Annotated in this window: 27 protein-coding genes; 21 read left to right on the top strand and 6 right to left on the bottom strand. The window is 53.1% G+C overall.

From position 1 onward, the window contains the following. Positions 1–9 precede the first annotated feature (9 nt). The 14 genes from lptE to lipA all read left to right on the top strand — a co-directional run bounded on the left by lptE (position 10) and on the right by lipA (position 12,856). Positions 10–600, top strand: coding sequence for an LPS assembly lipoprotein LptE (gene lptE / locus PGR29_RS08735; protein ID WP_087860239.1), 591 nt, complete (start codon positions 10–12; stop codon positions 598–600). Beyond that, on the top strand, positions 600–1,631 hold the full coding sequence (holA, locus tag PGR29_RS08730; protein ID WP_113373848.1) for a DNA polymerase III subunit delta: 1,032 nt from the start codon (positions 600–602) through the stop codon (positions 1,629–1,631). The genes lptE and holA overlap by 1 nt, the downstream gene beginning before the upstream one ends. Further along, the gene (nadD, locus tag PGR29_RS08725; RefSeq protein ID WP_213794478.1) at positions 1,624–2,274 is read left to right on the top strand and encodes a nicotinate-nucleotide adenylyltransferase; all 651 of its coding nucleotides are present in this window, start codon (positions 1,624–1,626) and stop codon (positions 2,272–2,274) included. The genes holA and nadD overlap by 8 nt, the downstream gene beginning before the upstream one ends. A gap of 51 nt (positions 2,275–2,325) precedes the next feature. Further along, complete coding sequence (locus PGR29_RS08720) at positions 2,326–2,934, top strand: adenosylcobalamin/alpha-ribazole phosphatase (RefSeq protein ID WP_316424414.1); 609 nt, start codon at positions 2,326–2,328, stop codon at positions 2,932–2,934. A 243-nt stretch (positions 2,935–3,177) separates the two neighbouring features. Continuing rightward, positions 3,178–3,495: a ribosome silencing factor gene (rsfS, locus tag PGR29_RS08715; protein ID WP_002894623.1), complete on the top strand. Its 318-nt coding sequence runs from the start codon at positions 3,178–3,180 to the stop codon at positions 3,493–3,495. A gap of 3 nt (positions 3,496–3,498) precedes the next feature. After that, positions 3,499–3,966, top strand: coding sequence for a 23S rRNA (pseudouridine(1915)-N(3))-methyltransferase RlmH (gene rlmH / locus PGR29_RS08710; protein WP_015367732.1), 468 nt, complete (start codon positions 3,499–3,501; stop codon positions 3,964–3,966). A 27-nt stretch (positions 3,967–3,993) separates the two neighbouring features. Beyond that, positions 3,994–5,895 (top strand): peptidoglycan DD-transpeptidase MrdA, encoded by a 1,902-nt coding sequence (mrdA, locus tag PGR29_RS08705; RefSeq protein ID WP_015367733.1) that lies wholly within the window; start codon positions 3,994–3,996, stop codon positions 5,893–5,895. Next, positions 5,895–7,007 (top strand): peptidoglycan glycosyltransferase MrdB, encoded by a 1,113-nt coding sequence (gene mrdB / locus PGR29_RS08700; protein WP_008805635.1) that lies wholly within the window; start codon positions 5,895–5,897, stop codon positions 7,005–7,007. Before mrdA ends, mrdB begins: the two co-directional genes overlap by 1 nt. A 10-nt stretch (positions 7,008–7,017) precedes the next feature. Beyond that, positions 7,018–8,154: an endolytic peptidoglycan transglycosylase RlpA gene (rlpA, locus tag PGR29_RS08695; RefSeq protein ID WP_316424413.1), complete on the top strand. Its 1,137-nt coding sequence runs from the start codon at positions 7,018–7,020 to the stop codon at positions 8,152–8,154. 142 nt (positions 8,155–8,296) lie between these two features. Next, a complete protein-coding gene (gene dacA, locus PGR29_RS08690) occupies positions 8,297–9,496 on the top strand; it encodes a D-alanyl-D-alanine carboxypeptidase DacA (RefSeq protein WP_015367735.1) in 1,200 nt (399 codons plus the stop codon). A gap of 113 nt (positions 9,497–9,609) precedes the next feature. After that, positions 9,610–9,873 (top strand): DUF493 family protein YbeD, encoded by a 264-nt coding sequence (gene ybeD, locus PGR29_RS08685; RefSeq protein ID WP_015367736.1) that lies wholly within the window; start codon positions 9,610–9,612, stop codon positions 9,871–9,873. A 100-nt stretch (positions 9,874–9,973) separates the two neighbouring features. Then, complete coding sequence (gene lipB, locus PGR29_RS08680) at positions 9,974–10,615, top strand: lipoyl(octanoyl) transferase LipB (protein WP_087860243.1); 642 nt, start codon at positions 9,974–9,976, stop codon at positions 10,613–10,615. Between the two features lie 143 nt (positions 10,616–10,758). Beyond that, a complete protein-coding gene (locus PGR29_RS08675; RefSeq protein ID WP_316424412.1) occupies positions 10,759–11,709 on the top strand; it encodes a YbeF family transcriptional regulator in 951 nt (316 codons plus the stop codon). Between the two features lie 181 nt (positions 11,710–11,890). Continuing rightward, positions 11,891–12,856, top strand: coding sequence for a lipoyl synthase (lipA, locus tag PGR29_RS08670; RefSeq protein WP_015367739.1), 966 nt, complete (start codon positions 11,891–11,893; stop codon positions 12,854–12,856). A 203-nt stretch (positions 12,857–13,059) separates the two neighbouring features. Here lipA and tatE read toward each other — a convergent pair whose 3' ends face one another. Both tatE and PGR29_RS08660 read right to left on the bottom strand, forming a co-directional pair. Beyond that, positions 13,060–13,266, bottom strand: a complete 207-nt coding sequence (gene tatE, locus PGR29_RS08665; RefSeq protein ID WP_045381457.1) for a twin-arginine translocase subunit TatE — start codon at positions 13,264–13,266, stop codon at positions 13,060–13,062. 138 nt (positions 13,267–13,404) lie between these two features. After that, positions 13,405–14,193: a deaminated glutathione amidase gene (locus tag PGR29_RS08660; protein WP_087860245.1), complete on the bottom strand. Its 789-nt coding sequence runs from the start codon at positions 14,191–14,193 to the stop codon at positions 13,405–13,407. A gap of 89 nt (positions 14,194–14,282) precedes the next feature. Here PGR29_RS08660 and crcB point away from each other — a divergent pair, with 89 nt between their 5' ends. Then, positions 14,283–14,666 (top strand): fluoride efflux transporter CrcB, encoded by a 384-nt coding sequence (gene crcB / locus PGR29_RS08655; RefSeq protein WP_087860424.1) that lies wholly within the window; start codon positions 14,283–14,285, stop codon positions 14,664–14,666. Between the two features lie 57 nt (positions 14,667–14,723). Here the strand turns inward: crcB and cspE are convergent, their stop codons facing one another. Then, on the bottom strand, positions 14,724–14,933 hold the full coding sequence (cspE, locus tag PGR29_RS08650) for a transcription antiterminator/RNA stability regulator CspE (protein WP_012542460.1): 210 nt from the start codon (positions 14,931–14,933) through the stop codon (positions 14,724–14,726). Positions 14,934–15,126: 193 nt separating this feature from the next. Beyond that, positions 15,127–15,702, bottom strand: coding sequence for a lipid IV(A) palmitoyltransferase PagP (gene pagP / locus PGR29_RS08645; RefSeq protein WP_162750180.1), 576 nt, complete (start codon positions 15,700–15,702; stop codon positions 15,127–15,129). A gap of 291 nt (positions 15,703–15,993) precedes the next feature. Here pagP and dcuC point away from each other — a divergent pair, with 291 nt between their 5' ends. From dcuC to uspG, 4 genes are all read left to right on the top strand, one after another. Then, positions 15,994–17,367: an anaerobic C4-dicarboxylate transporter DcuC gene (gene dcuC / locus PGR29_RS08640; protein ID WP_087860246.1), complete on the top strand. Its 1,374-nt coding sequence runs from the start codon at positions 15,994–15,996 to the stop codon at positions 17,365–17,367. 93 nt (positions 17,368–17,460) lie between these two features. Further along, positions 17,461–18,258, top strand: coding sequence for a ribonuclease I (gene rna, locus PGR29_RS08635; protein WP_087860247.1), 798 nt, complete (start codon positions 17,461–17,463; stop codon positions 18,256–18,258). Between the two features lie 172 nt (positions 18,259–18,430). After that, the gene (gene rnk / locus PGR29_RS08630) at positions 18,431–18,841 is read left to right on the top strand and encodes a nucleoside diphosphate kinase regulator (protein WP_015367745.1); all 411 of its coding nucleotides are present in this window, start codon (positions 18,431–18,433) and stop codon (positions 18,839–18,841) included. Positions 18,842–19,030: 189 nt separating this feature from the next. Continuing rightward, positions 19,031–19,459: a universal stress protein UspG gene (uspG, locus tag PGR29_RS08625; protein ID WP_015367746.1), complete on the top strand. Its 429-nt coding sequence runs from the start codon at positions 19,031–19,033 to the stop codon at positions 19,457–19,459. 86 nt (positions 19,460–19,545) lie between these two features. Here uspG and ahpF read toward each other — a convergent pair whose 3' ends face one another. Together ahpF and ahpC are read right to left on the bottom strand one after the other, a co-directional pair. Next, positions 19,546–21,111: an alkyl hydroperoxide reductase subunit F gene (gene ahpF, locus PGR29_RS08620; RefSeq protein WP_015367747.1), complete on the bottom strand. Its 1,566-nt coding sequence runs from the start codon at positions 21,109–21,111 to the stop codon at positions 19,546–19,548. Between the two features lie 128 nt (positions 21,112–21,239). Continuing rightward, positions 21,240–21,803 (bottom strand): alkyl hydroperoxide reductase subunit C, encoded by a 564-nt coding sequence (ahpC, locus tag PGR29_RS08615; RefSeq protein WP_004859485.1) that lies wholly within the window; start codon positions 21,801–21,803, stop codon positions 21,240–21,242. Positions 21,804–22,205: 402 nt separating this feature from the next. On the opposite strand from ahpC, the gene dsbG reads away from it, so the two are divergent. Together dsbG and citR are read left to right on the top strand one after the other, a co-directional pair. Further along, positions 22,206–22,958, top strand: a complete 753-nt coding sequence (gene dsbG, locus PGR29_RS08610; RefSeq protein ID WP_316424411.1) for a thiol:disulfide interchange protein DsbG — start codon at positions 22,206–22,208, stop codon at positions 22,956–22,958. 193 nt (positions 22,959–23,151) lie between these two features. Further along, positions 23,152–24,054, top strand: a complete 903-nt coding sequence (gene citR / locus PGR29_RS08605; RefSeq protein ID WP_087860249.1) for a DNA-binding transcriptional repressor CitR — start codon at positions 23,152–23,154, stop codon at positions 24,052–24,054. Positions 24,055–24,166 lie beyond the last annotated feature (112 nt).

Below are 24,166 nucleotides of genomic sequence, written 5' to 3'. Positions count from 1 at the left end.
GGAGGAAGCGTGCGATATCTGGCAACAATGCTGTTATCTCTGGCGGTGTTAATCACCGCCGGTTGCGGCTGGCATCTGCGTAGCAATACGCAGGTTCCAACCACAATGAAAACTATGATTTTCCAGTCAAGCGATCCGAATGGTCCGTTAAGCCGTGCGGTACGCAATCAGCTGCGTCTGAATGGCGTCGAGCTGATCGATGCCGATACGCTGCGTAAGGACGTTCCGTCCCTGCGTCTGGGTAACTCATCCATTCAGAAAGATACGGCATCCATTTTCCAGGATGGTCGTACTGCTGAATACCAGATGGTGCTGACCGTTAACGCCACCGTATTGATACCGGGTCATGACATTTACCCAATCAATACCAAGGTTTATCGTTCGTTCTTCGATAACCCGCAGGCGGCGCTGGCGAAAGATGCCGAGCAGGACATGATTGTCCGAGAGATGTACGACAAGGCCGCGGAACAACTGATCCGCAAATTGCCGAGCGTGCATGTTGCGGATGTCGAAGCCACCAAAGAGGCTGAGCAGCCGGTGTCTGGAACCCCGGCCACCTCGACCTCTGGCAACCGCGTCTCCACTACGCTGGGTAACTGATGATTCGGTTGTACCCGGAACAACTCCGCGCGCAGCTCACTGAAGGGCTGCGCGCGGCGTATTTATTGCTTGGTAGCGATCCATTGCTGTTACAGGAAAGCCAGGATGCGATCCGCGAAGCCGCGGCCGCTCAGGGCTTTACCGAACATCACACCGCGACCATCGATGCCAGCACCGACTGGCCCGCCCTTTTCTCTTTAAGTCAGGCGCTGAGCCTCTTTTCCAGTCGCCAGACGCTTCTGCTTATTCTGCCGGAAAACGGCCCGAATGCGGCGATTAACGAACAGCTTGCCACTCTGGTCGGTATGCTGCATGAAGATTTGCTGCTTATTGTCCGCGGCAACAAGCTTACCAAAGCCCAGGAAAATGCAGCATGGGTGACCGCGCTTGCCAGTCGCGCCGTACAGGTCAGCTGCCAGACGCCGGAATATGCGCAGCTACCGCGCTGGCTGGCCGCCCGCGCTAAACAGAACAAGCTGCAATTAGATGACGCCGCCAGCCAACTGCTGTGCTACTGCTATGAAGGTAACCTGCTGGCGTTAGCGCAGGCGCTGGAGCGGCTCTCGCTGCTGTGGCCTGACGGCAAGCTGACGTTGCCTCGCGTTGAACAGGCGGTGAATGATGCCGCCCACTTCACGCCGTATCACTGGGTCGATGCCCTGCTGGCCGGCAAAAGCAAGCGCGTACTGCACGTCCTGCAGCAGTTGAGGCTTGAGGGCTGCGAACCCGCCATTTTGTTGCGTACGTTGCAGCGCGAACTGCTGCTGCTGGTGAACCTGAAGCGCCAGTCGGCGCATACGCCGCTACGCACGTTGTTTGATAAACACCGGGTCTGGCAGAACCGCCGTCAACTGGTTGGCGACGCGCTCACGCGCCTCAGCGCCGAGCAACTACGCCAGGCCGTCACGTTATTAACCCGCGCCGAGCTCACCTTCAAACAAGATTATGGCCAGTCAATATGGCCCGAGCTGGAAAGTCTTTCGTTACTGCTCTGCCATAAAGCGCTGGCAGACGTTTTCATTGATGGTTGATATGACTCAGTTGCAGGCGATGTACGGCGGCACCTTCGATCCGGTGCATTATGGCCACCTGAAGCCGGTAGAAATTCTGGCTAACCAGATCGGTCTTAACCGGGTGATTATCGTCCCCAATAATGTCCCGCCGCATCGTCCGCAGCCGGAGGCCACCAGCGCCCAGCGCGTACATATGCTCAAGCTGGCGATTGCGGACAAACCGCTGTTTGTCCTCGACGAGCGCGAGCTGCGACGCGATACCCTCTCATGGACGGCGCAAACGTTGCAGGAGTGGCGGCAGGAACAGGGGCCCGAGCGGCCGCTGGCGTTTATCATCGGCCAGGATTCGCTGCTGACCTTCCCCACCTGGCATAACTACGCCACGATCCTCGATAACGCCCATCTGATTGTCTGCCGCCGCCCGGGATATCCACTGGCGATGAAGCGTGAAGAAGATCAGCAATGGCTCGATAAACATCTCACCCACGACGTCGAGCAGTTACATAACCGCCCCGCCGGAGCTATCTATCTGGCGGAAACCCCGTGGTTCGATATTTCCGCTACGCTGATTCGCCAGCGTCTGCAGCAGGGCGTCTCCTGCGCCGATATGCTGCCTGCAGCCGTGCTGGACTACATTCACCAGCAGAAGCTCTATTGCTGAGAACCCGCTACGGGGATATCGTTACGCTACGCGAGTTCCACGGAGTGCATCATGAAATTATGGCTGGTTCGCCACGGCGAAACGCAGGCTAATGTCGACGGACTGTATAGCGGTCATGCCCCAACCCCTCTTACCGAACGCGGGATCCAGCAGGCTCGCTCGCTGGGTGACTATCTGCGGGCGGTGCCTTTCGAGCTGGTATTGTGCAGCGAGCTGGAGAGAACCCAGCATACCGCCGACTTATTGCTCGCTGGACGGCCAATCCCACGGCAAGTGATTCCTTCGTTGAATGAGATGTTTTTTGGTGATTGGGAAATGCGCCACCATCGCGATCTGCAACAAGATGACCCGCAGAACTACGCCGCCTGGTGCAAAGACTGGCAACATGCTGCGCCGACCAACGGCGAAAGTTTCCAGGCCTTCGCGCAGCGTATCGCGGCTTTTGCCGCCACCCTCGGGCAATATCAGCAGCGGGATAATCTATTGATCGTCGGCCACCAGGGCGCTTTAAGCCTGTTAATCGCACTTTTATTGCAGATGCCTGCGGCAGCAATGTGGCATTTTCCCCTCGCCCACGGTAGCTGGAGCCTTATCGAACGACACCACGATTTTACTACCCTGCGGGTATTAAATAGCCAGGCGCGGTGGCGCGCGGAATAAGAATTAATCGTCGCCCATTGACAGCCAAATGCAGGCTGTTATTCTCCGCAGCCAGGCTACACCCGCTATACGCATCTTGCAGAAATTGTTTTACAAAAATGGCGATGCATTCGTCGGCAAGGGATGGGATGATAGCCCGCTTTCAAGGGCTGAAAGCTGACTTTTCTCCCGACATTGCCATGACTTCGGGTATACTGTCAGGCTCGTTATTGTTATCACTCTTCACGCACCCAGGGGGAACACTTGCAGGGTAAAGCACTCCAGGATTTTGTTATCGACAAAATTGATGACCTGAAAGGTCAGGACATCGTCGCCATTGATGTACATGGCAAATCCAGCATCACCGATTGCATGATTATTTGCACCGGCACGTCTACGCGCCACGTGATGTCCATCGCCGACCATGTGGTGCAGGAATCCCGCGCCGCCGGGATGCTGCCGCTGGGCGTTGAAGGTGAAGCCGCCGCCGACTGGATCGTGGTCGATCTGGGCGACGTGATGGTTCACGTCATGCAGGAAGAGAGCCGTCGTCTGTACGAGCTGGAAAAACTCTGGAGTTAATGCGTGAAGCTACAATTGGTGGCCGTTGGCACCAAAATGCCGGACTGGGTTCAGACCGGCTTTAGCGAATATCTGCGCCGTTTTCCAAAAGATATGCCGTTCGAACTGGTAGAGATCCCTGCCGGTAAGCGCGGAAAAAATGCCGATATCAAACGCATCCTCGAAAAAGAGGGCGAAATGATGCTGGCGGCCGCAGGCAAGAACCGTATCGTGACCCTGGATATTCCCGGTAAGCCGTGGGATACGCCGCAGCTGGCGCGAGAACTGGAACGCTGGAAGCAGGATGGCCGGGACGTCAGTTTACTCATTGGCGGCCCGGAAGGTCTCTCTCCGGCCTGCAAAGCGGCAGCGGAACAGAGTTGGTCGCTTTCCACGCTCACGTTGCCTCACCCGTTAGTTCGCGTGCTGGTCGCTGAGAGCCTGTATCGTGCGTGGAGCATTACGACTAACCACCCTTACCACCGTGAGTAATGATGACCTGGGTAGACTAAGCAGCGAATGAAATTACAGAATTCTTTCCGCGACTATACGGCTGAATCCTCGCTGTTTGTACGCCGGGCGCTGGTCGCTTTTACGGGCATTTTGTTGCTTACCGGCGTGCTGATTGCCAACCTCTACAACGTACAGATTGTCCGTTTCAACGACTATCAAACGCGTTCCAATGAAAACCGCATTAAGCTGGTCCCTATTCCACCCAGCCGCGGCATTATCTACGATCGCAACGGCACGCCGCTGGCGCTGAACCGCACCATCTATCAGCTAGAGATGATGCCGGAAAAAGTCGATAACGTGCAGCAGACGCTGGATGCGCTGCGCGACGTCGTCGACCTGACCGACGACGATATCGCCGGCTTTAAAAAAGAGCGCGCGCGCTCTCACCGCTTCACCTCGATTCCGGTGAAGGTCAATCTTAATGAAGTCCAGGTGGCGCGCTTCGCCGTAAACCAGTACCGCTTTCCCGGCGTCGAAGTCAAAGGCTACAAGCGCCGCTACTATCCCTATAACTCCGCCCTGACCCACGTTATCGGCTACGTTTCTAAAATCAACGATAAAGACGTCGATCGCCTGGATAAAGAGGGCAAGCTGGCCAACTACGCATCGACCCATGACATCGGTAAGCTTGGAATCGAGCGCTATTATGAAGACGTGCTGCACGGGCAAACCGGTTATGAAGAGGTTGAAGTCAACAACCGCGGCCGCGTTATTCGCCAGCTTAAAGAAGTGCCGCCGCAGGCCGGACGCGATATCTACCTAACCCTTGATTTGAAGCTGCAGCAGTATATCGAAACGCTGCTGGCGGGCAGCCGCGCGGCGGTAGTGGTCACCGACCCGCGCAGCGGCGCGATTCTGGCGCTGGTTTCAACCCCGAGCTACGATCCCAACCTGTTTGTTGATGGTATCTCCAGCAAAGATTATTCCGGACTACTCAACGATCCGAATACCCCGCTGGTTAACCGCGCGACGCAGGGGGTTTATCCACCTGCATCGACGGTGAAACCCTACGTCGCCGTCTCAGCCTTGAGCGCCGGTGTGATTACGCGCAACACCAGTCTGTTCGACCCCGGCTGGTGGCAGTTGCCTGGTTCGGAAAAACGCTATCGCGACTGGAAAAAATGGGGCCACGGACACCTGAACGTCACCAAAGCGCTGGAAGAGTCCGCGGATACCTATTTCTATCAAGTCGCCTATGATATGGGCATCGATCGTCTTTCCGAATGGATGAGTAAGTTTGGCTACGGCGACTACACTGGCGTTGACCTGGCGGAAGAACGCTCCGGCAACATGCCCACTCGCGAATGGAAGCTCAAGCGCTTTAAGAAACCCTGGTATCAGGGTGATACCATCCCGGTCGGTATCGGCCAGGGCTACTGGACCGCTACGCCGATTCAGATGAACAAAGCGCTGATGATCCTGATAAACGACGGCGTGGTCAAAGTGCCCCATCTTCTGCAAAGCACTCTCGAAGACGGTAAACAGGTACCGTGGGTACAGCCGCATGAACCGCCGGTCGGCGATATTCATTCCGGCTATTGGGAAATCGCCAAAGACGGGATGTACGGCGTTGCTAACCGCGGCAACGGTACCGCGCACAAATACTTTGCCAGCGCGCCGTATAAGATTGCGGCGAAGTCCGGTACCGCGCAGGTATTCGGCCTGAAAGCCAACGAAACCTATAACGCGCACCGAATTTCCGAACGTCTGCGTGACCACAAACTCATGACGGCGTTTGCGCCTTACAACAACCCCCAGGTCGCGGTGGCGATGATCCTGGAGAATGGCGGCGCCGGCCCGGCGGTCGGTACCATTATGCGCCAGATCCTCGATCACATCATGCTGGGTGATAACAACACCAATCTGCCGAGTGAAAGCCCGGCGGTGACGGCGGGGGAGGATCAATAATGACCGATAATCCGAACAAAAAATCACTATGGGATAAAATCCATCTGGACCCCACGATGCTGCTCATCCTGCTGGCGCTGCTCACCTACAGCGCGCTGGTTATCTGGAGCGCCAGCGGCCAGGATGTGGGAATGATGGAGCGCAAAATCGGCCAAATCGCCATGGGCGTGGTGATTATGATCGTGATGGCGCAGATCCCGCCGCGGGTATACGAGGGCTGGGCGCCCTACCTCTATATTTTCTGTATTATTTTACTGGTTGCCGTAGATGCCTTCGGCGCAATATCCAAAGGCGCGCAGCGCTGGTTGGATCTCGGTATTGTGCGCTTTCAGCCCTCGGAGATTGCCAAAATAGCCGTGCCGCTGATGGTGGCGCGGTTTATTAACCGCGATGTCTGTCCGCCGTCATTGAAGAATACCGCTATCGCGCTGGTCCTGATCTTCCTGCCGACCCTGCTGGTTGCGGCGCAGCCAGACCTCGGCACCTCGATTTTGATCGCCCTCTCCGGCCTGTTTGTTCTGTTCCTCTCCGGCCTCAGCTGGCGCTTGATCGGTATTGCGGTCGTGCTGGTCGCCGCCTTTATTCCGATTTTATGGTTCTTCCTGATGCACGACTACCAGCGTCAGCGCGTGATGATGCTGCTCGACCCGGAGACCGATCCGCTGGGCGCGGGCTATCATATTATTCAGTCGAAAATCGCTATTGGTTCCGGCGGATTACGCGGTAAAGGATGGTTGCATGGTACTCAGTCGCAGCTCGAATTCCTGCCGGAGCGCCATACTGACTTTATCTTCGCCGTGCTGGCGGAAGAGCTGGGTCTTATCGGGGTGTTGATCCTGCTGGCATTGTACATTTTGCTTATCATGCGCGGACTGTGGATCGCCGCCCAGGCGCAAACCACCTTTGGCCGCGTCATGGCGGGCGGTTTAATGTTGATTTTATTCGTTTATGTCTTCGTAAATATTGGTATGGTAAGTGGTATTTTGCCGGTGGTGGGGGTACCTTTGCCGCTGGTCAGCTACGGGGGCTCAGCCCTGATCGTATTGATGGCCGGGTTTGGTATCGTGATGTCGATCCATACCCACAGAAAAATGTTGTCGAAAAGCGTTTAAGGGGTTCGCAATGCGTAAGCAATGGCTGGGGATCTGCATAGCAGCAGGGCTGCTGGCGGCATGTTCGGGTGAAGACGTTCAGCAGAAGACGGTTAGCGTCCCGCAGCCGGCCGTCTGTAATGGTCCGACGGTAGAAATTAGCGGCGCCGATCCGCGTTTCGAAACGCTGAACGCCACGGCCAATCAGGATTATGAGCGCGACGGCAAAAGCTATAAAATCGTTCAGGATCCGGCTAACTTCACCCAGACCGGTCTGGCGGCAATTTATGATGCCGAACCGAACAGCAATCTGACCGCCTCTGGCGAAGCGTTCGATCCAACTCAGCTCACCGCCGCGCATCCAACCTTGCCCATCCCGAGCTACGCGCGTATCACGAACCTGGCCAACGGCCGGATGATCGTGGTGCGCATTAACGATCGCGGCCCGTACGGCAATGATCGGGTCATTTCCCTGTCCCGCGCGTCCGCCGACCGCCTGAATACCTCGAACAATACTAAAGTTCGTATCGATCCTATTATCGTCTCTCAGGACGGCGCTTTGTCGGGCCCGGGTATGGCGTGTACCACCGTCGCCAAACAAACCTATGCCCTGCCTTCACGGCCAAACCTTGATGGCGATGGTTCCGCGGCCATCGCCCCGGCCGACCAATCAAACATTCACGCCATCAGCAACTCAACGCTTAAGCCTGAGGATAACGTGGGCGCGCCGGTCAGCAATAGTGGATTCCTTGGCGCGCCGACGCCGCTGAATAATGGCGTGCTGGAAAGCAACGAACCTGCTGCTGCGCCTGCCGCCGTCGCCGCGACGCCGACAGCACCCAGCGCTCCAGTCACCGCGCCGGGCTCGATTCAGGGGAGCGTTGCGCCTGCCGCGGCCGCAGCAGCAACCGCGACTGTTGCCGCGCCAAGCGCCAGCACCAGCGGCGAGTTCGTCGTGCAGGTCGGCGCCGTTAGCGACCAGGCTCGCGCCCAGCAATATCAGCAGCGCTTGAGCCAGCAGTTCGCCGTTCCGGGCCGAGTGATGCAAAATGGCGCCGTGTGGCGAATCCAATTGGGTCCATTTACCAGTAAGTCGCAAGCGTCGACGGTACAGCAGCGCCTGCAAAACGAAGCGCAGCTGCAATCATTTATTACTCGCGCCAACTAAACGTAACGCCGCGGTATCTCCCGCCGCCGCATATGTAAAAGTCGTTAACAAAGTCATATGCAATGTCGGATGCCGCTGCGAAACGCATTTGTTATAGTAAGGCACTTTTTTTAATTTCATCACGGATGCCGTTGTTCTAACCATGAAGACCTCTTTCACCGCTCGTTTACTCGTTACGGCCCTCTCCGTTGCGGCACTGTCTACCGCTGCCCGCGCCGATGACCTGAATATGAAAACCATGATCCCAGGCGCTCCGCAGATCGATGCTGAATCCTGGGTTCTTATCGATTACAACTCAGGTAAAGTGCTGGCGGAAAACAACGCCGACGCCCGTCGCGATCCGGCGAGCCTGACCAAAATGATGACCAGCTATGTCATTGGCCAGGCCATGAAGGCGGGCAAATTCAAAGAATCCGATCTGGTCACCGTAGGTAACGACGCGTGGGCAACCGGTAACCCGGTGTTTAAAGGTTCTTCCCTGATGTTCCTGAAACCGGGCATGCAGGTGCCGGTTTCTCAGCTGATCCGCGGCATCAACCTGCAATCCGGTAACGATGCCTGCGTGGCGATGGCCGACTACGTTGCCGGCAGCCAGGACGCGTTTGTCAGCCTGATGAACAATTACGTTAACGCATTGGGCCTGAAAAACACCCACTTCCAGACCGTTCACGGCCTGGATGCCGACGGTCAGTACAGCTCCGCGCGTGACATGGCGCTGATCGGCCAAGCGTTGATCCGCGACGTACCGAATGAGTATTCCATCTACCGTGAGAAAGAGTTCACCTTTAACGGTATTCGCCAGCTGAACCGTAACGGTCTGCTGTGGGATAACAGCCTCAACGTCGATGGCATTAAAACCGGCCATACCGATAAAGCCGGCTACAACCTGGTTGCCTCTGCTACCGAAGGCCAGATGCGCCTGATCTCCGCGGTCATGGGCGGGCGTACCTACAAAGGGCGTGAGTCCGAGAGCAAGAAACTGCTGACCTGGGGCTTCCGCTTCTTTGAAACCGTCAACCCTATTAAAGCAGGTAAAGAGTTCGCCTCTGAACCGGCCTGGTTCGGCGATAGCGATCGCGCTTCTCTGGGCGTAGATAAAGACGTCTATCTGACTATCCCGCGCGGCCGTATGAAAGATCTGAAAGCCAGCTATGTGTTGAATAACACCGAGCTGCACGCGCCGCTGCAGAAAAACCAGGTGGTCGGTACCATCAACTTCCAGTTAGATGGCAAAACTATCGATCAGCGTCCGTTAGTGGTGCTGCAGGAAATTCCGGAAGGTAATTTCTTCGGCAAAATCATTGATTACATTAAGTTAATGTTCCATCACTGGTTTGGTTAAAAATTGAACACTTGAAAGTGTGATTTCTATCCCCATATACTATTCATCAAAGAAACCTGATAACTCCCACATTACGTGGGAGTTATTATTTTAGTCGTCACACCGGAGCTGACATGAAAACCAAACTTAACGAACTGCTTGAATTCCCTACTCCATTTACTTACAAAGTAATGGGGCAGGCGTTGCCTGAGCTGGTTGATCAGGTGGTGGAAGTGGTACAGCGCCATGCGCCTGGTGATTACTCTCCGTCAGTAAAACCGAGCAGCAAAGGTAACTACCACTCGGTCTCCATCACCATTAACGCTACCCACATTGAGCAGGTCGAAGCCCTGTACGAAGAGTTGGGCAATATCGAAATCGTGCGGATGGTGCTGTAATCCATCTCCTTACCCGGCCTCAAGGGCCGGGTAATCCTCCCTCTTTCGTTGTGATATACTCTCCCCCACTTAAGTCATCCCTCTCGGCGGAGACGTTGTTTTGCAGCACAATACCATTCTTATCCGACAACTTGGCCTGCAACCTTACGAACCCATCTCGCAGGCAATGCATGAATTTACCGACAGCCGTGACGACACGACGCTGGATGAAATCTGGCTGGTAGAACATCACCCGGTCTTCACTCAGGGTCAGGCCGGTAAAGCCGAACACGTGCTGGTGCCAGGCGATATCCCGGTCATTCAGAGCGATCGCGGCGGCCAGGTGACCTATCACGGGCCTGGCCAACAGGTGATGTATGTATTGCTGAATCTTAAACGGCGTAAACTCGGCGTGCGTGAATTAGTGACGCTGCTGGAGCAGACCGTGGTCAATACTCTCGCGGAGTATCAGATTGAATCCCACCCACGCGCCGATGCGCCTGGGGTTTACGTTGGTGAACAGAAAATTTGTTCGCTGGGGCTGCGTATTCGTAAAGGCTGTTCTTTCCACGGCCTGGCGCTGAATGTGGCAATGGATTTGACGCCATTCCTGCGCATTAACCCGTGCGGCTATGCCGGTATGGAGATGACGCAAATGCGCCAGTGGCAGCCGCAGGCCACCACGGAAAACGTCGCGCCGCGGCTGGTCGCCAACCTGCTGGCGCTGCTGAATAACCCACCGCATGAGTATGTAGCCGCTTAAGAAGCTTCGCGCTCTGAAATCTCAGAGCGCCTGTAAATTGCGCAAGTCATTATTAATACTTTATATTTGCAATCAATTATCACGTTCCGCAATGCCACGGCCCGCTATAATAGCGCTATACACCCGACAACCGGATACGCTGAGTGGCAGAAAACCATCCCCCATCGGAACTCAATGAACAACCTGAAGATCGGCAGATTTTTCGTATTCTGCGTAATATCGATCTTAATCTGCTGACCATCTTCGAAGCGGTGTACGTGCATAAAGGCATCGTCAACGCGGCGAGGGTGCTAAATATCACCCCTTCGGCCATCAGCCAGTCCATCAATAAATTACGGGCTCTGTTCCCTGACCCGCTCTTTATTCGTAAAGGACAGGGGGTGACGCCGACGGCTTTTGCCACTCACTTGCATCAGTATATTAGTCAGGGGATGGAAGCCTTTCTCAATGCGCTGGATTTGGGCAGCAGCTCGCAGCAACAGCGCGTGCTCACCATCGCTACCACTCCAACCATCGGCGCCCTGGTGATGCCAACGATCGCCAATGCGTTGAAACCGAGGTTTCCTCAGGTATTACTGCACAACATTGCGATTACCGATGCCGCCAGCCAGCTCAACCAGCGGCAGGTTGATTTGCTGATCGACAGCTATAACCATAGCGGGCTGGCCATTGCACACCAGGTACTGTTTTCCGAACCGGTCGTCATGTTCTGCCGGAAAGATCATCCCATTTTGCCTCTTCCGCTGACGCGGGAAAATCTACAGCAGTTTGAGTTTGCGCTATTGCTGCCGGAAGGACAGCGCTACCCTACCCTGCATCGGCAACTTGATGAATTTATCGGCGAACGCCGCTGCGGTTTTAGCAGCTATAACCTGTTGACCCAGGCGGCGATGATGAATAATAGCAATTTGCTGGGGCTGACGCCTGAGAGCATGTTCGCGCTGGTGGCGAAGATCTGGGATTTACAAGCGATTCCTTTTCCACCGCTGCAGGACCAGCGTATTGATATTTCGCTCCATTACAACCGACAAAGCGCCCAGGAGCCGTTACTGAAAGAGATTATCGACACTATTGTGCAAACTTATTCCTGCTAACCGCACGCGAGGGAAAAGGATAAAACAACAACTATTTTACAATTTGCCGGGTAACCAGGCTGCTTTCAACCCCGTATCAATGATATACTGCCTGTCCTTAGTTCAAAAATAGTTGATAAATACAACATTTGATTGAATTAATTCGCTTTCCTTCGTGACTCGCAACTGGAACACGCACGCTATGAGTAAACCCATTGTGATGGAACGCGGTGTTAAGTACCGCGACGCCGATAAAATGGCCCTTATCCCGGTGAAAAACGTGGCAACTGAGCGTGAAGCTCTGCTCAGAAAACCGGAATGGATGAAAATCAAACTTCCGGCTGACTCGTCCCGTATTCAGGGGATCAAGGCAGCGATGCGTAAGAATGGCCTGCACTCCGTGTGCGAAGAAGCCTCTTGCCCGAACCTTGCCGAGTGCTTCAACCACGGCACCGCGACCTTTATGATCCTCGGCGCTATCTGTACTCGCCGTTGTCCGTTCTGCGATGTTGCCCACGGTCGTCCGGTGACGCCTGATGCCAATGAGCCGCAAAAACTGGCGCAAACCATCGCCGACATGGGTCTGCGCTACGTGGTGGTGACTTCCGTTGACCGCGACGATCTTCGTGACGGCGGCGCGCAGCATTTCGCCGACTGTATCAGCGCTATCCGCGAAAAGAGCCCGAACATCAAGATTGAAACGCTGGTGCCGGATTTCCGTGGTCGTATGGATCGCGCGCTGGATATCCTGAAAGTGACGCCGCCGGATGTGTTTAACCACAACCTGGAAAACGTACCGCGCCTGTATCGCCAGGTACGTCCGGGCGCAGATTACAACTGGTCGCTGAAGCTGCTGGAGCGCTTTAAAGAAGCGCATCCGGAAATCCCGACCAAATCGGGTCTGATGGTGGGTCTTGGCGAGACCAATGAAGAGATCATCGAAGTAATGCGCGATCTGCGCCGTCATGGCGTCACTATGCTGACGCTGGGTCAGTACCTGCAGCCGAGCCGTCACCACCTGCCGGTGCAGCGCTACGTCAGCCCGGAAGAGTTTGAAGAGATGAAAGCTGAAGCCATGGCGATGGGCTTTACCCATGCCGCCTGCGGCCCGTTCGTCCGCTCTTCCTATCATGCCGATCTGCAGGCAAAAGGTATGGAAGTAAAATAACCTCTGCCTTTCTTTGGCCGCCGTTCGCGGCGGCCAGATTTACCTGCTAACGCCCCTTTCTATCGTCACACCTGGTTGCAACTTTTTCGCATCCCAAACAACGACCATAAAAAAGGCGACAACGAATACGCTGCCGCCTCTTTGCCGCCAGAGCTTCACACCCGGCCGCGACGCGCCCCCGCTTATCGGGAGCCCGTGATTAATTACTCTTTATGAGAGAGTTTCTGTGCCGGCGCTTCTTCCTCAGCGCTGGTCTTTTTGGCACTGTCATCGTCATCATTCATGGCTTTCTTGAAGCCTTTGATAGCCGAACCCAGGTCTCCACCCAGCGTGCGTAATTTTTTGGTACCAAACACTAAAATAATCAGCGCTGCGACTACCAGCAGTTTGGTAATACTAATCTCACCCATAGCTAACCTTCTTCTCTATACAAGCTCAAGCTGCGAATACGCCATCATACACATATACGCATACAATTAACGGCTATTTGACGCGCCGACACAATAGCAATCTGTAACAAGGTGAATCAAGCCTTGTTTAAAAAAACGTCACAATAATTGCGGTGGCGCAAATCTGCGATTACGCAGCACCGGCAAACTCTCGCGCACCTGATGAATATAATCTGCGGATATCTCAGCAAAAATCAGCTGCGGCTGGGCTGCGGCGCCAGCAATGGTGGTACCGAGCGGGTCGATAATCCGGCTCTGGCCGATATTACGCGTTCCACACTCGCCTGCCGCAATAATGTAGCAGGTAGTATCCAGCGCCCTTGCCGCCAGCAGCGTCGCCCAGTGATGTTCTTTCAATGGCCCACGCACCCAGGCTGTCGGAAGCACCAACACATCGGCCCCCTTTAACGCTAACGATAGCGCTAATTCGGGAAAGCGTAAATCGTAGCAGGTCATTAAGCCGATTCGCATCCCATTTACCTCTATTAACGGCGGGATTTGCTCGCCGGCATCCACCAGCCGTGACTCCTGCATATTAAACGCATCGTACAAATGGAGTTTCTGGTATTGTGCGCAAATCGCTCCTCGGCATATCGCCACCAGAGTATTGCTCGCGCGCCCTTCAGCAGAGGGCACGTGTAGCGTTAATATCGTGGTTAAGTCATTCCGCCGGCTTTCCGCCAGCAACTGCTGCATAAAGCCGCCATCCAGCGCCTGCGCGGATTTTACCGACATATCCGGGTCGTTATCGGCTCGCGCCAGTAACGCCTCGGGCAAGACCAGTAACGAAGCGCCGCATTCTGCCGCCTGATGCATCAGCTCAACGCAGGTCTGCGCATTTTTCTGCCACTGCGCCGTGACGGCGAATTGTCCCGCAGCTACCCGCATCTCTTTCTCCCACTTGCGAATCCATAGCCAAAAACGCGTTTATCGCGCTACACTCAACCCTCTATCTAACGTATTAGCAGGAAATGACCGTGTTACAACTCCTTTTAGCCGTTTTTGTTGGCGGCGGAACCGGCAGCGTGTTGCGCTGGTGGCTGGGCATGAAATTTAACCCCATGCATCATGCGATTCCCATTGGCACGCTAGTCGCTAACCTGCTGGGCGCCTTTATTATCGGTGCCGGGCTGGCGTGGTTTAATCGTCTGACGCATGTCGATCCTATGTGGAAGTTGCTCATCACTACCGGTTTCTGCGGCGGCCTGACGACCTTCTCCACCTTTTCCGCAGAAGTCGTCTTCCTGCTCCAGCAGGGGCGTTTCAGCTGGGCGTTGCTAAACGTTCTCGTCAACCTGCTTGGTTCTTTCACCATGACCGCGACGGCATTCTGGCTATTTTCACAGTCAGCCGCCCGTTAACAACAGGCAAAAAAAAACCCGCTATAAGCGGGTTTTTATATTCTACTGACGTGTTGGTTAGATAGCCATTACGTTTGCAGCAGAAGGGCCTTTGGCACCGTTAGTGATTTCGAACTCTACGCGCTGACCTTCAGCCAGAGTTTTGAAACCGTTGGACTGGATTGCAGAGAAGTGTACGAATACATCTTTGCTGCCATCTTCCGGAGTAATGAAACCGAAACCTTTGGACTCATTAAACCACTTAACGTTACCTTTAATCTTAGACATCAAAATTACCTTTAAATTAAAAAACGACACTAATGCTGTGTCGGATACCAGTACATCAATTGTGATGCCTTTTGTCCAGCGTAACTTTCTTAAAAAGTGATAAAAGTCTCTATCTTTATAGCCGGCAGTTACGTTAGTCGTTGTTTTTCAACAAGACAAAGAACTTATCACTTTTGTCACTACGTTATAACGATTAAAACTGAATGCGCGCCCAGGCAAAATAAACGTTGCCGTTGTTATAAGTGCCGGGGATGTAGGTCATCTGGAACGTCGCCGGGCCGTAGCCAATCGAGGCCAGCGGCAGCACTACCGGGATCGGGATATAGTTCCAGTTATCGCGCGCCGTTACGCCAAGGGTGTAACCAAGGCCAAGGTGGAAGTTGTCATCGGCCAGCGGACGCCAGGTTTTTTCCCAGCCATAGCCGCCAATCGGCTCCCACTTATTAAAGGAATCTTTAAACGCCATCAGATACAGGCCGTGCCAGTTTCCTTTATCGTCCCAACGCGACACGCCGAATCCCGCCCCCCACGGGCGTTCGTTGTACTTATCGGTTTTCTCTTTGTCATAGGCAAAACGCGCGTGCCAGGTGATCGCCGGAACGTACAGATCGTAGTGCTCAGGCTCGTTCCAGGTTTGCGAGACATTGTCCGTCAGCGTATTGTAGCCATCGCGGAGCGTTGACGAGAACGAGGCGTTAGCATAACCGGACGACAGCAGCAGGCCGGACAGCGCAAGAATAAACAATGTAAATTGACGTAGTTTCAACACTTCTCTATTACCGATTTCAATTTTAAAAACGAAGTAAAGTAACAAATGTAATCTTAATAGACTGTTAACGGAATAAGGCAAAATCCTGAATTGCGCGATGGCAAAAACCGCATCCTGGGAGACGACTTTTGTGATGTTAGCCGCGCCGCAGGTTCCGATTAGTCAATTCTCAGTAGTTTATTGATTTGGGTCAGCAAGTTCTGTCCGTTTTTTGGGCACATTCCCTCACTTAATTTTTGTAGTGCTTTAGATATCAGCAGATTCTTTGGGTTAATGGCTTAGGGGTAAAGTATGCTTACGCTTGTTGAGATCCTAATCGGGGTCGTGGTTATTGTGGGCGTCGCCCGCTACATTATAAAAGGCTATTCCGCGACAGGGGTGCTGTTTGTCGGCGGTTTAGTCTTACTTATCGCCAGCGCCATCATGGGGCATAAGGTTCTCCCGGCCAGCGCCGCCAGTACGGGTTACACCGCGACCGACATCTTCGAGTATATTAAAATACTGCTCATGAGCCGCGGCGGCGACCTCGGCATGATGATTATGATGCTCTGCGGCTTCGCCACCTATATGACGCATATCGGCGCCAATGATATGGTGGTTAAACTGGCCTCTAAACCGCTGCGATATATTAACTCACCTTATCTGTTGATGATTGCCGCCTACTTCCTCGCCTGTCTGATGTCGCTGGCGGTCTCCTCAGCGACCGGCCTGGGTGTGCTGCTGATGGCGACGCTGTTCCCGGTAATGGTCAACGTCGGCATCAGCCGCGGCGCCGCGGCGGCGATTTGCGCCTCCCCTGCCGCGTTGATCCTGTCTCCGACCTCCGGTGACGTAGTACTGGCGGCCAAAGCTGCCGAAATGCCGCTAATCGATTTCGCGTTCAAAACCACCTTGCCTATCTCGATTGCCGCTATCGTCTGTATGGCCATCGCTCACTTCTTCTGGCAGCGCTACCTCGATAAAAAAGAGAACGCCTCGCACGAAATGCTCGACGTCAACGAGATAACCACCACCGCGCCGGCGCTGTACGCTATTCTACCTTTCACGCCGATTATCGGGGTGCTGATTTTCGACGGCAAATGGGGTCCTGAATTACACATCATCACTATTCTGGTGCTCTGTATGGTGCTGGCTTCGGTACTGGAATTCCTGCGCAGTTTTGACACTAAAAAGGTCTTCGCCGGGCTGGAAGCCGCCTATCGCGGTATGGCTGACGCCTTCGCCAGCGTCGTCATGCTATTGGTCGCGGCCGGCGTATTTGCCCAGGGTCTGAGCACTATCGGTTTTATCGACGGACTTATCTCCATAGCCACCTCGTTCGGTTCCGCCAGTATCATTCTGATGCTGGTGCTGGTGATTCTGACCATGCTGGCGGCGATGACCACCGGCTCCGGCAACGCGCCATTTTATGCCTTCGTAGAGATGATCCCGAAGCTTGCCCACTCTTCCGGCATCAATCCGGCTTACCTGTCGATCCCTATGTTGCAGGCGTCGAATTTGGGACGCACTATTTCACCGGTTTCCGGCGTGGTGGTGGCGGTGGCGGGAATGGCGAAGATTTCGCCATTTGAAGTCGTTAAGCGCACCTCGGTCCCCGTTATCGTCGGCCTGTTAGTGGTGATCGTCGCCACCGAGATTCTGGTCCCCGGCGCCGCGGTTCAATAAACTACAAACCACAGTGAAAAGGCGCCAGCAGGCGTCTTTTTTATGCTTTAATAAATCCCAGCAATTAATCATCTCCCACTATCAGGAATAAAAATGTTCAGGAAGGATGTCGTCGCCATTGCCCTTTTACTCGGCGCAACGCAGGTTGGCGCAGAGCCGCTTACCGCGACGAAATACGGTGATTTCGATCGTTACGTGCTGGCACTGTCCTGGCAAACCGGTTTTTGTCAGAGCATGCTGGATAGTAACCGTAATGAGCCCGAGGAGTGCCGGCTACAGCAGGACGAACGCAACAAAGCCGATTTTCTGACGGTACACGGCCTATGGCCGGGCCTGCCGAAGTCGATCGCCTCACGCGGCGTCGACGAGCGCCGCTGGATGCGCTACGGCTGCGCGACGCGCCCGATCCCCAATATGCCGGAAGTCAAAGCCGGACGTAAATGCCAGGCCGCGGAAACCGGGCTGTCGCTGGAAATGGCTAATAAGCTGAATAGCGTGATGCCGGGTTCTGGCGGGAACTCTTGTCTGGAACGTTATGAGTATGCCAAGCATGGCGTCTGTTTCGGCTTCGATCCGGATAGCTACTTCGGTACGATGGTGCGCCTGAATGGCGAAGTGAAGCAAAGCGCAATCGGTGATTTTCTGGCAAAACACTACGGACAAACCGTTAGCCGTAGCGATTTTGATGCCGCCGTCGCCAAAGCGTATGGCGCGCAAAACGTCAAAGCCTTTAAATTAACCTGCGACGGCAACCCGGCTTATTTAACGGAAATGCAAATTTCCATCAAAGCTGGCGCTATCAATTCTCCGTTGGGCGCAGATTCGTTCCTGCCGCAGCCGCATCCGGGCAACTGCGCTAAGCAGTTTGTTCTGGACAAAGTCGGTTCTTGATAACAGGGCGATGCGCCCACTTCATCTGCTTTTGCTCATGATGCGCTGAATGTGCGCTTAATCACTTCAAACATCAGGCAAGTCTCAGTATGATGAAGGGACATTAACCCTTGCCCCTTTCGGCGAGGGTTTTCTTTTACGGAAAAGGTTCCTGGATAACATGGAGTATGCAATGACCAGACCCGCAATCATTATTAACGAATTCGATGCTGAACGTATCGACAGACTGCTTGAGCAACCGGCTTACGCTAATTCGCCGGTCGCCGATGCCCTGAACGACGAACTGGATCGTGCGCAAATGCTCGCGCCGGAAGCAATGCCGCACGACGTCGTGAGCATGAACAGCAAAGTCCGCTTTCGCGATTTAACCAGCGGCGAAGAACGCGTGCGGACTCTGGTCTTCCCGGCTCAGGCGACCGATAGCGCCACTCAGCTTTCGGTTCTGGCACCGGTTGGCGCAGCGCTGCTTGGGCTGAAAGTCGGCACCTCCATTCACTGGGAGTTACCTGGCGGCGCATCGGCGCATCTGGAAGTGCTGGAGCTGCTGTACCAGCCGGAAGCCGCAGGCGAATTCCACCGCTAAGTTCCCCGCTGCCTGAGGCGTTTGACGCTTTATTCAGAGGATGCTTCGCCATCCTCTTTCTGTTTTCCCTTCCTGTCTGACAAAGTTTTACCTCATCTCGTGACGGCGTATACAGTTTTGCGACCTGAATGCCACAATATCCTTGTATAATATGTTGATATAGAAACAGACAAACAAGGAGAAATGCATATGTATAAAACTATCATTATGCCGGTTGATGTCTTTGAAATGGAGCTGAGCGACAAGGCTGTCCGCCATGCAGAGTTTCTTGCCCAACAGGACGGCATTATTCATTTACTTCACGTCTTACCCGGCTCATCCAGCTTCACCATGAGCCGTTTTACCGCCGATCTACGCCGCTTTGAAGAGCATTTGCAGCATGAAGCGGAAACCCGCTTGCAGACCATGGTCGGCCACTTCAGCATCGACCCTTCACGCATCAAGAGCCATGTACGTTTCGGCAATGTACGCGACATGGTTAATGAACTGGCCAATGAAATAAAAGCTGACGTAGTAGTAATTGGTTCCCGCAATCCGTCGATCAGCACCCATTTGCTGGGTTCAAACGCCTCAAGCGTCATCCGTCATGCACATATTCCGGTGATGGTCGTGAGATAACGAAACGGTGAAATAAGCAAAAAAAAGAGGCGACCCTATGGTCGCCTCTTTGCTGTATGCAGGTATTGTCTTACGACTTTTTATGTTTATGCGCTTTTGGTGCGAATCAGATAATCGAATGAGCTCAGAGAAGCTTTCGCGCCTTCGCCAGTGGCGATAATAATTTGCTTGTACGGTACGGTGGTGCAGTCACCGGCCGCAAACACGCCCTTCACGTTGGTTTCACATTTGGCATCGATGATGATTTCACCCATGCGGTTACGCTCAACCGTACCTTCCAGCCAGTTGGTGTTCGGCAGCAGGCCGATCTGGACAAAAATACCGGCTAACGCGACATGATGCTCATCGCCGCTGACGCGGTCACGGTACTGCAGCCCCGTCACCTTGCTACCGTCGCCAACCACTTCGGTAGTCTGGGCGTTGAGAATAATATCGACATTTTTCAGGCTGCGTACTTTGTCCTGCAGCACCTGGTCGGCTTTCATTTCTGGTGCGAATTCCAGTAGCGTCACGTGCTCAACGACGCCCGCCAGATCAATCGCCGCTTCAACGCCGGAGTTACCGCCGCCAATCACCGCCACGCGTTTACCTTTAAACAGCGGGCCGTCGCAGTGCGGGCAGTAGGTTACGCCTTTAGTCCGGTATTGGTCTTCACCCGGTACGTTCATGTTACGCCATTTGGCGCCGGTCGCGATGATCACGCTGCGCGCTTTCAGCACCGCGCCGGAGGCGGTTTCAATCTGATGCAGGCCGCCTTCGACGGCTGCCGGGATCAGTTTTGCCGCGCTTTGTGAATCAATCACATCAACATCATACTCACTGACGTGCGCTTTCAGCGCCCCCGCCAACTTCTGACCTTCGGTTTTCGGTACGGAAATATAGTTTTCGATATCTACGGTATCCAGTACCTGACCGCCGAAGCGTTCGCCCATCAGGCCGGTACGAATGCCTTTACGCGCGGAGTATACCGCCGCCGCGGCGCCAGACGGGCCGGAACCCACAATCAGAACGTCATAAGCATCGCGTTTGTTAAGCTCTTCCGCCGCACGTTTTTCCGCGCCGGTATCCACTTTGGCAACGATTTCAGTCAGCGTCATACGACCTTGACCAAATTCCTGACCATTCACAAACACCGCCGGTACGCCCATCACGTTGCGATCGGTGATTTCATTCTGGAAGGTCCCGCCATCAATCGCCGTGTGTTTGATACGCGGGTTAAGCACCGCCATCAGGTTCAGCGCCTGCACCACGTCCGGGCAGTTGTGGCAAGAGAGCGAGTAGTAGGTCTCAAACTCAAAATCACCGTCAAGATTGCGGATCTGTTCCAGCAGCGACTGCGCTTCTTTCGACGGATGGCCGCCGGTCCACAGCAGCGCCAGCACTAATGAGGTGAATTCATGTCCCAGTGGAGAACCAGCGAAACGCGGGCCCTGGTTGGAACCTGGGTTAGTAATCAGGAACGATGGCTTACGTACCGCCAACGTATTGTCTTCTTTAAAGGTAACTTTGTCTGACAGTTCAGCGATTTCAGCCAACAGTTCCTTGATCTCTGCCGATTTAGCGCTGTCATCCAGCGTGGCAATCAGCTCAACAGGTTTAGTCAGCTTCTCAAGATAGGCCTTGAGCTGGGTTTTCATGTTGGTGTCGAGCATTTTTATCTCCTGGGCTTAAAACATCATCATGCAAGCGGCCTTTATCAGGCAGCCTGAATGCGCTTGCATCATGGTGTTGGAATAAAACGGGCGCGGGTACGCCCGTTGATTAGCGGGAATAAAACGAATTAGATCTTACCAACCAGATCTAAAGAAGGAGCCAGCGTCGCTTCACCTTCTTTCCACTTAGCCGGGCACACTTCGCCTGGGTGGGAAGCAACGTACTGAGCGGCTTTGATTTTACGCAGCAGGTCAGACGCATCACGGCCGATACCTTCAGCGGTAACTTCGATTGCCTGGATGATACCCTGCGGGTCAACGACGAAGGTCGCGCGGTCAGCCAGACCTTCATCTTCACGCATGTTGTCGAAGTTACGGGTCAGGGCGCCAGTCGGGTCGCCGATCATCGCGTATTTGATTTTAGCGATGGTGTCAGAGCTGCTGTGCCACGCTTTGTGGGTGAAGTGGGTGTCGGTAGATACAGAGTACACGTCTACGCCCAGTTTCTGCAGTTCTTCGTAATGGTCAGCCACGTCGCCCAGTTCAGTCGGGCAAACGAAAGTGAAGTCAGCCGGGTAGAAGAAGAAGACGCTCCAGCGGCCTTCAGTATCTTTTTCGGTAACTTCGATGAATTCACCGTTTTTGAATGCCTGGTTTTTGAAAGGTTTGATTTTGGTATTAATTAAAGACATCGATACTTCCTCCGTGTTTTTGTTGAGGTCTAAGTTAACGAATTTTTCCTGACTCGACCAATGCGTTTGCATTATCAAATCAATAAGCGTTATCTAACAACCGCCATAAGACAACTTTGTGAACCTGCCGTCGCGATCGCGGTTTTTACCCGTGTTTCGCCTCATTTCGCTAAAAGTAAAAAGGCCGCCCTCTCAGGCGGCCCCGTTACCTGAAATACCCGCAGGTAGCTTCAGCGCCAGAATGGCTGGCAATATGTTGCGCTCTACACCTTAATGTAACAGCATGAAGGATTACATCATTCGCCGAACTAAAGGGCAACCAAACGCCCGGCAGGTCTTATCTATGACTGCGATAGGTTTCACCACCACTTCGCATTAGTTTCTGATTTAAAAGGAATACTCATGTTAAAACGACTGCTTTTCCTGAGCCTGTTGCCGTTGTGCAGCTATGCCGAAGACCTCCCTGCCCCCGTAAAAGCGATAGAAAAACAGGGTATTACTATCATTAAGCCCTTTGAAGCTCCCGGTGGCGTCAAAGGCTGGCTCGGAAAATATCAGGATATGGGTGTTGCTATCTATCTCACCCCCGACGGTAAACACGCTATTTCCGGCTATATGTACGACGAAAAAGGCAACAATCTGAGCGAACAGCTTTTCCAGAAAGAGCTCTATACCCCGGCAGGACAGGCGATGTGGAAAAAACTCGAATCCGCTGATTGGCTACTGGAAGGCAAAAAAGAGGCGCCCATCGTCCTTTATGTGTTTGCCGACCCTTTCTGCCCTTACTGTAAACAGTTCTGGCAACAGGCGCGACCGTGGGTTGAATCCGGTAAGGTGCAGCTGCACACCTTATTGGTCGGCGTGATTAAACCAGAGAGCCCGGCCACCGCGGCAGCCATTCTGGCCAGCAAAGACCCGGCGCAAACCTGGCATGATTACGAACAGTCCAACGGCAAAATGAAGCTAAACGTACCGGCAGATATCCCTGCAGCGTTGATGAGGACACTGAATGTCAACCAGCAGCTGATGGATGACCTCGGCGCTAATGCCACCCCGGCTATTTACTATATGAATAAAGACAACATGCTGCAGCAGGTAGTGGGGTTACCTGATAAAGAGAAACTGCAGGTGATGATGGGTGAAAAACAGCAGTAAAAAATAACGTATTTCCGCCAGAGTCTTAAGGACAAAAAAGGATCTGGCGGAAAGCGATTGGTTGGTATACATTTAGTAGGGATTAATTGTAGATTTAGCTATAATAATGATAATTCATGGCATCGCCCCAAATTTATAACGGGAAGAAATAGTAATCCGTTCGCCTCGATGCAACATAAACAGGACGTTAAGCATGGCCAACCTTTATGACTTAAAAAAATTCGATCTAAACCTGTTGGTTATCTTCGAGTGTATTTATCAACATCTTAGTATCAGTAAAGCCGCAGAAACGCTGTTTATTACCCCTTCTGCGGTTAGTCAGTCGCTGCAGCGGTTACGCAATCAATTAAACGATCCGCTATTTGTCCGTTCGGGCAAGGGGATAACGCCAACGATCGTTGGGGTGAATTTACATCATCACCTGGAACAGAACCTCAATCAATTAGAAAAAACAATTAATATTGCCAATCATTCTGAATTAAGTAAAAGATTTGTTATTTATAGCCCACAATTGTTTGTTGCCCCTGGTACAATGGATTTGATCAATGATTTATATCAGGATCCAAACCTCCAAATTGAACACCGCGATCTTCTTTTATCTTCGGAGAGCGCTGATGATTTGATGGCCTATCGAAAAGCGGATCTGGTTTATAGTCTAACGCCAATCTCAAATCATAGTGTCGTATGCCAACCATTTCAGGAAATTGAGGTGGTTCTGATTTGCCGTAAAGATCACCCAAGAAAGGCGTTACTTAATACACAGGAAGCGATTGAGAAGGAAGGATTCACTTATTATATTTCTAATGATCCAGGTGTGAAATTATTTCAAAATCAAAATGAAAATATATTTACCAATCGTAGAATTGCGTTCCAAAGCAACTCGTTGATAGCTATTTTAACCATGATTCATCAAAGTGATTTTATCGGTTATATGGCCAGACACGTACTGGAGTACTTTAAAGGTTCATTTGATTTTCATGAAATCATTCAGCCACACCCCGTACCGCCCATCAAGACATATATGATTTACAATCGTTCATCACTTAACAATCCTAAATTTGCTGCTTTTATCAGCAGACATAAAAACACCGATTAATTAAACCCACAATATATTCACATAACAAATATATTGTGGACCTCCATTTATGAACCAGGTGAAACATTACTAATATATATTAACCTTACCATTAATGTGTTCTACACTATCC

The sequence above is a fragment of the Klebsiella sp. 141203 genome, assembly GCF_032601985.1.
Classification (GTDB): Bacteria; Pseudomonadota; Gammaproteobacteria; order Enterobacterales; family Enterobacteriaceae; genus Klebsiella; species Klebsiella aerogenes.
The sequence above is the reverse complement of the archived record's forward strand: the minus strand, read 5'-3'. Positions and strand labels throughout refer to the sequence as shown.

Excerpts from the sequence above, each read along its gene's own strand:
- dcuC (WP_087860246.1), top strand. The coding sequence starts at position 15,994 with ATGCTTACGCTTGTTGAGATCCTAATCGGGGTCGTGGTTATTGTGGGC.
- holA (WP_113373848.1), top strand. The coding sequence starts at position 600 with ATGATTCGGTTGTACCCGGAACAACTCCGCGCGCAGCTCACTGAAGGG.
- PGR29_RS08720 (WP_316424414.1), top strand. The coding sequence starts at position 2,326 with ATGAAATTATGGCTGGTTCGCCACGGCGAAACGCAGGCTAATGTCGAC.
- ahpC (WP_004859485.1), bottom strand. The coding sequence starts at position 21,803 with ATGTCTTTAATTAATACCAAAATCAAACCTTTCAAAAACCAGGCATTC.
- citR (WP_087860249.1), top strand. The coding sequence starts at position 23,152 with ATGGCCAACCTTTATGACTTAAAAAAATTCGATCTAAACCTGTTGGTT.
- rlpA (WP_316424413.1), top strand. The coding sequence starts at position 7,018 with ATGCGTAAGCAATGGCTGGGGATCTGCATAGCAGCAGGGCTGCTGGCG.
- ahpF (WP_015367747.1), bottom strand. The coding sequence starts at position 21,111 with ATGCTCGACACCAACATGAAAACCCAGCTCAAGGCCTATCTTGAGAAG.
- dsbG (WP_316424411.1), top strand. The coding sequence starts at position 22,206 with ATGTTAAAACGACTGCTTTTCCTGAGCCTGTTGCCGTTGTGCAGCTAT.
- ybeD (WP_015367736.1), top strand. The coding sequence starts at position 9,610 with ATGAAAACCAAACTTAACGAACTGCTTGAATTCCCTACTCCATTTACT.
- PGR29_RS08660 (WP_087860245.1), bottom strand. The coding sequence starts at position 14,193 with ATGCGGGTAGCTGCGGGACAATTCGCCGTCACGGCGCAGTGGCAGAAA.
- cspE (WP_012542460.1), bottom strand. The coding sequence starts at position 14,933 with ATGTCTAAGATTAAAGGTAACGTTAAGTGGTTTAATGAGTCCAAAGGT.
- nadD (WP_213794478.1), top strand. The coding sequence starts at position 1,624 with ATGGTTGATATGACTCAGTTGCAGGCGATGTACGGCGGCACCTTCGAT.
- rna (WP_087860247.1), top strand. The coding sequence starts at position 17,461 with ATGTTCAGGAAGGATGTCGTCGCCATTGCCCTTTTACTCGGCGCAACG.
- lipA (WP_015367739.1), top strand. The coding sequence starts at position 11,891 with ATGAGTAAACCCATTGTGATGGAACGCGGTGTTAAGTACCGCGACGCC.
- mrdA (WP_015367733.1), top strand. The coding sequence starts at position 3,994 with ATGAAATTACAGAATTCTTTCCGCGACTATACGGCTGAATCCTCGCTG.
- dacA (WP_015367735.1), top strand. The coding sequence starts at position 8,297 with ATGAAGACCTCTTTCACCGCTCGTTTACTCGTTACGGCCCTCTCCGTT.
- tatE (WP_045381457.1), bottom strand. The coding sequence starts at position 13,266 with ATGGGTGAGATTAGTATTACCAAACTGCTGGTAGTCGCAGCGCTGATT.
- rnk (WP_015367745.1), top strand. The coding sequence starts at position 18,431 with ATGACCAGACCCGCAATCATTATTAACGAATTCGATGCTGAACGTATC.
- mrdB (WP_008805635.1), top strand. The coding sequence starts at position 5,895 with ATGACCGATAATCCGAACAAAAAATCACTATGGGATAAAATCCATCTG.
- uspG (WP_015367746.1), top strand. The coding sequence starts at position 19,031 with ATGTATAAAACTATCATTATGCCGGTTGATGTCTTTGAAATGGAGCTG.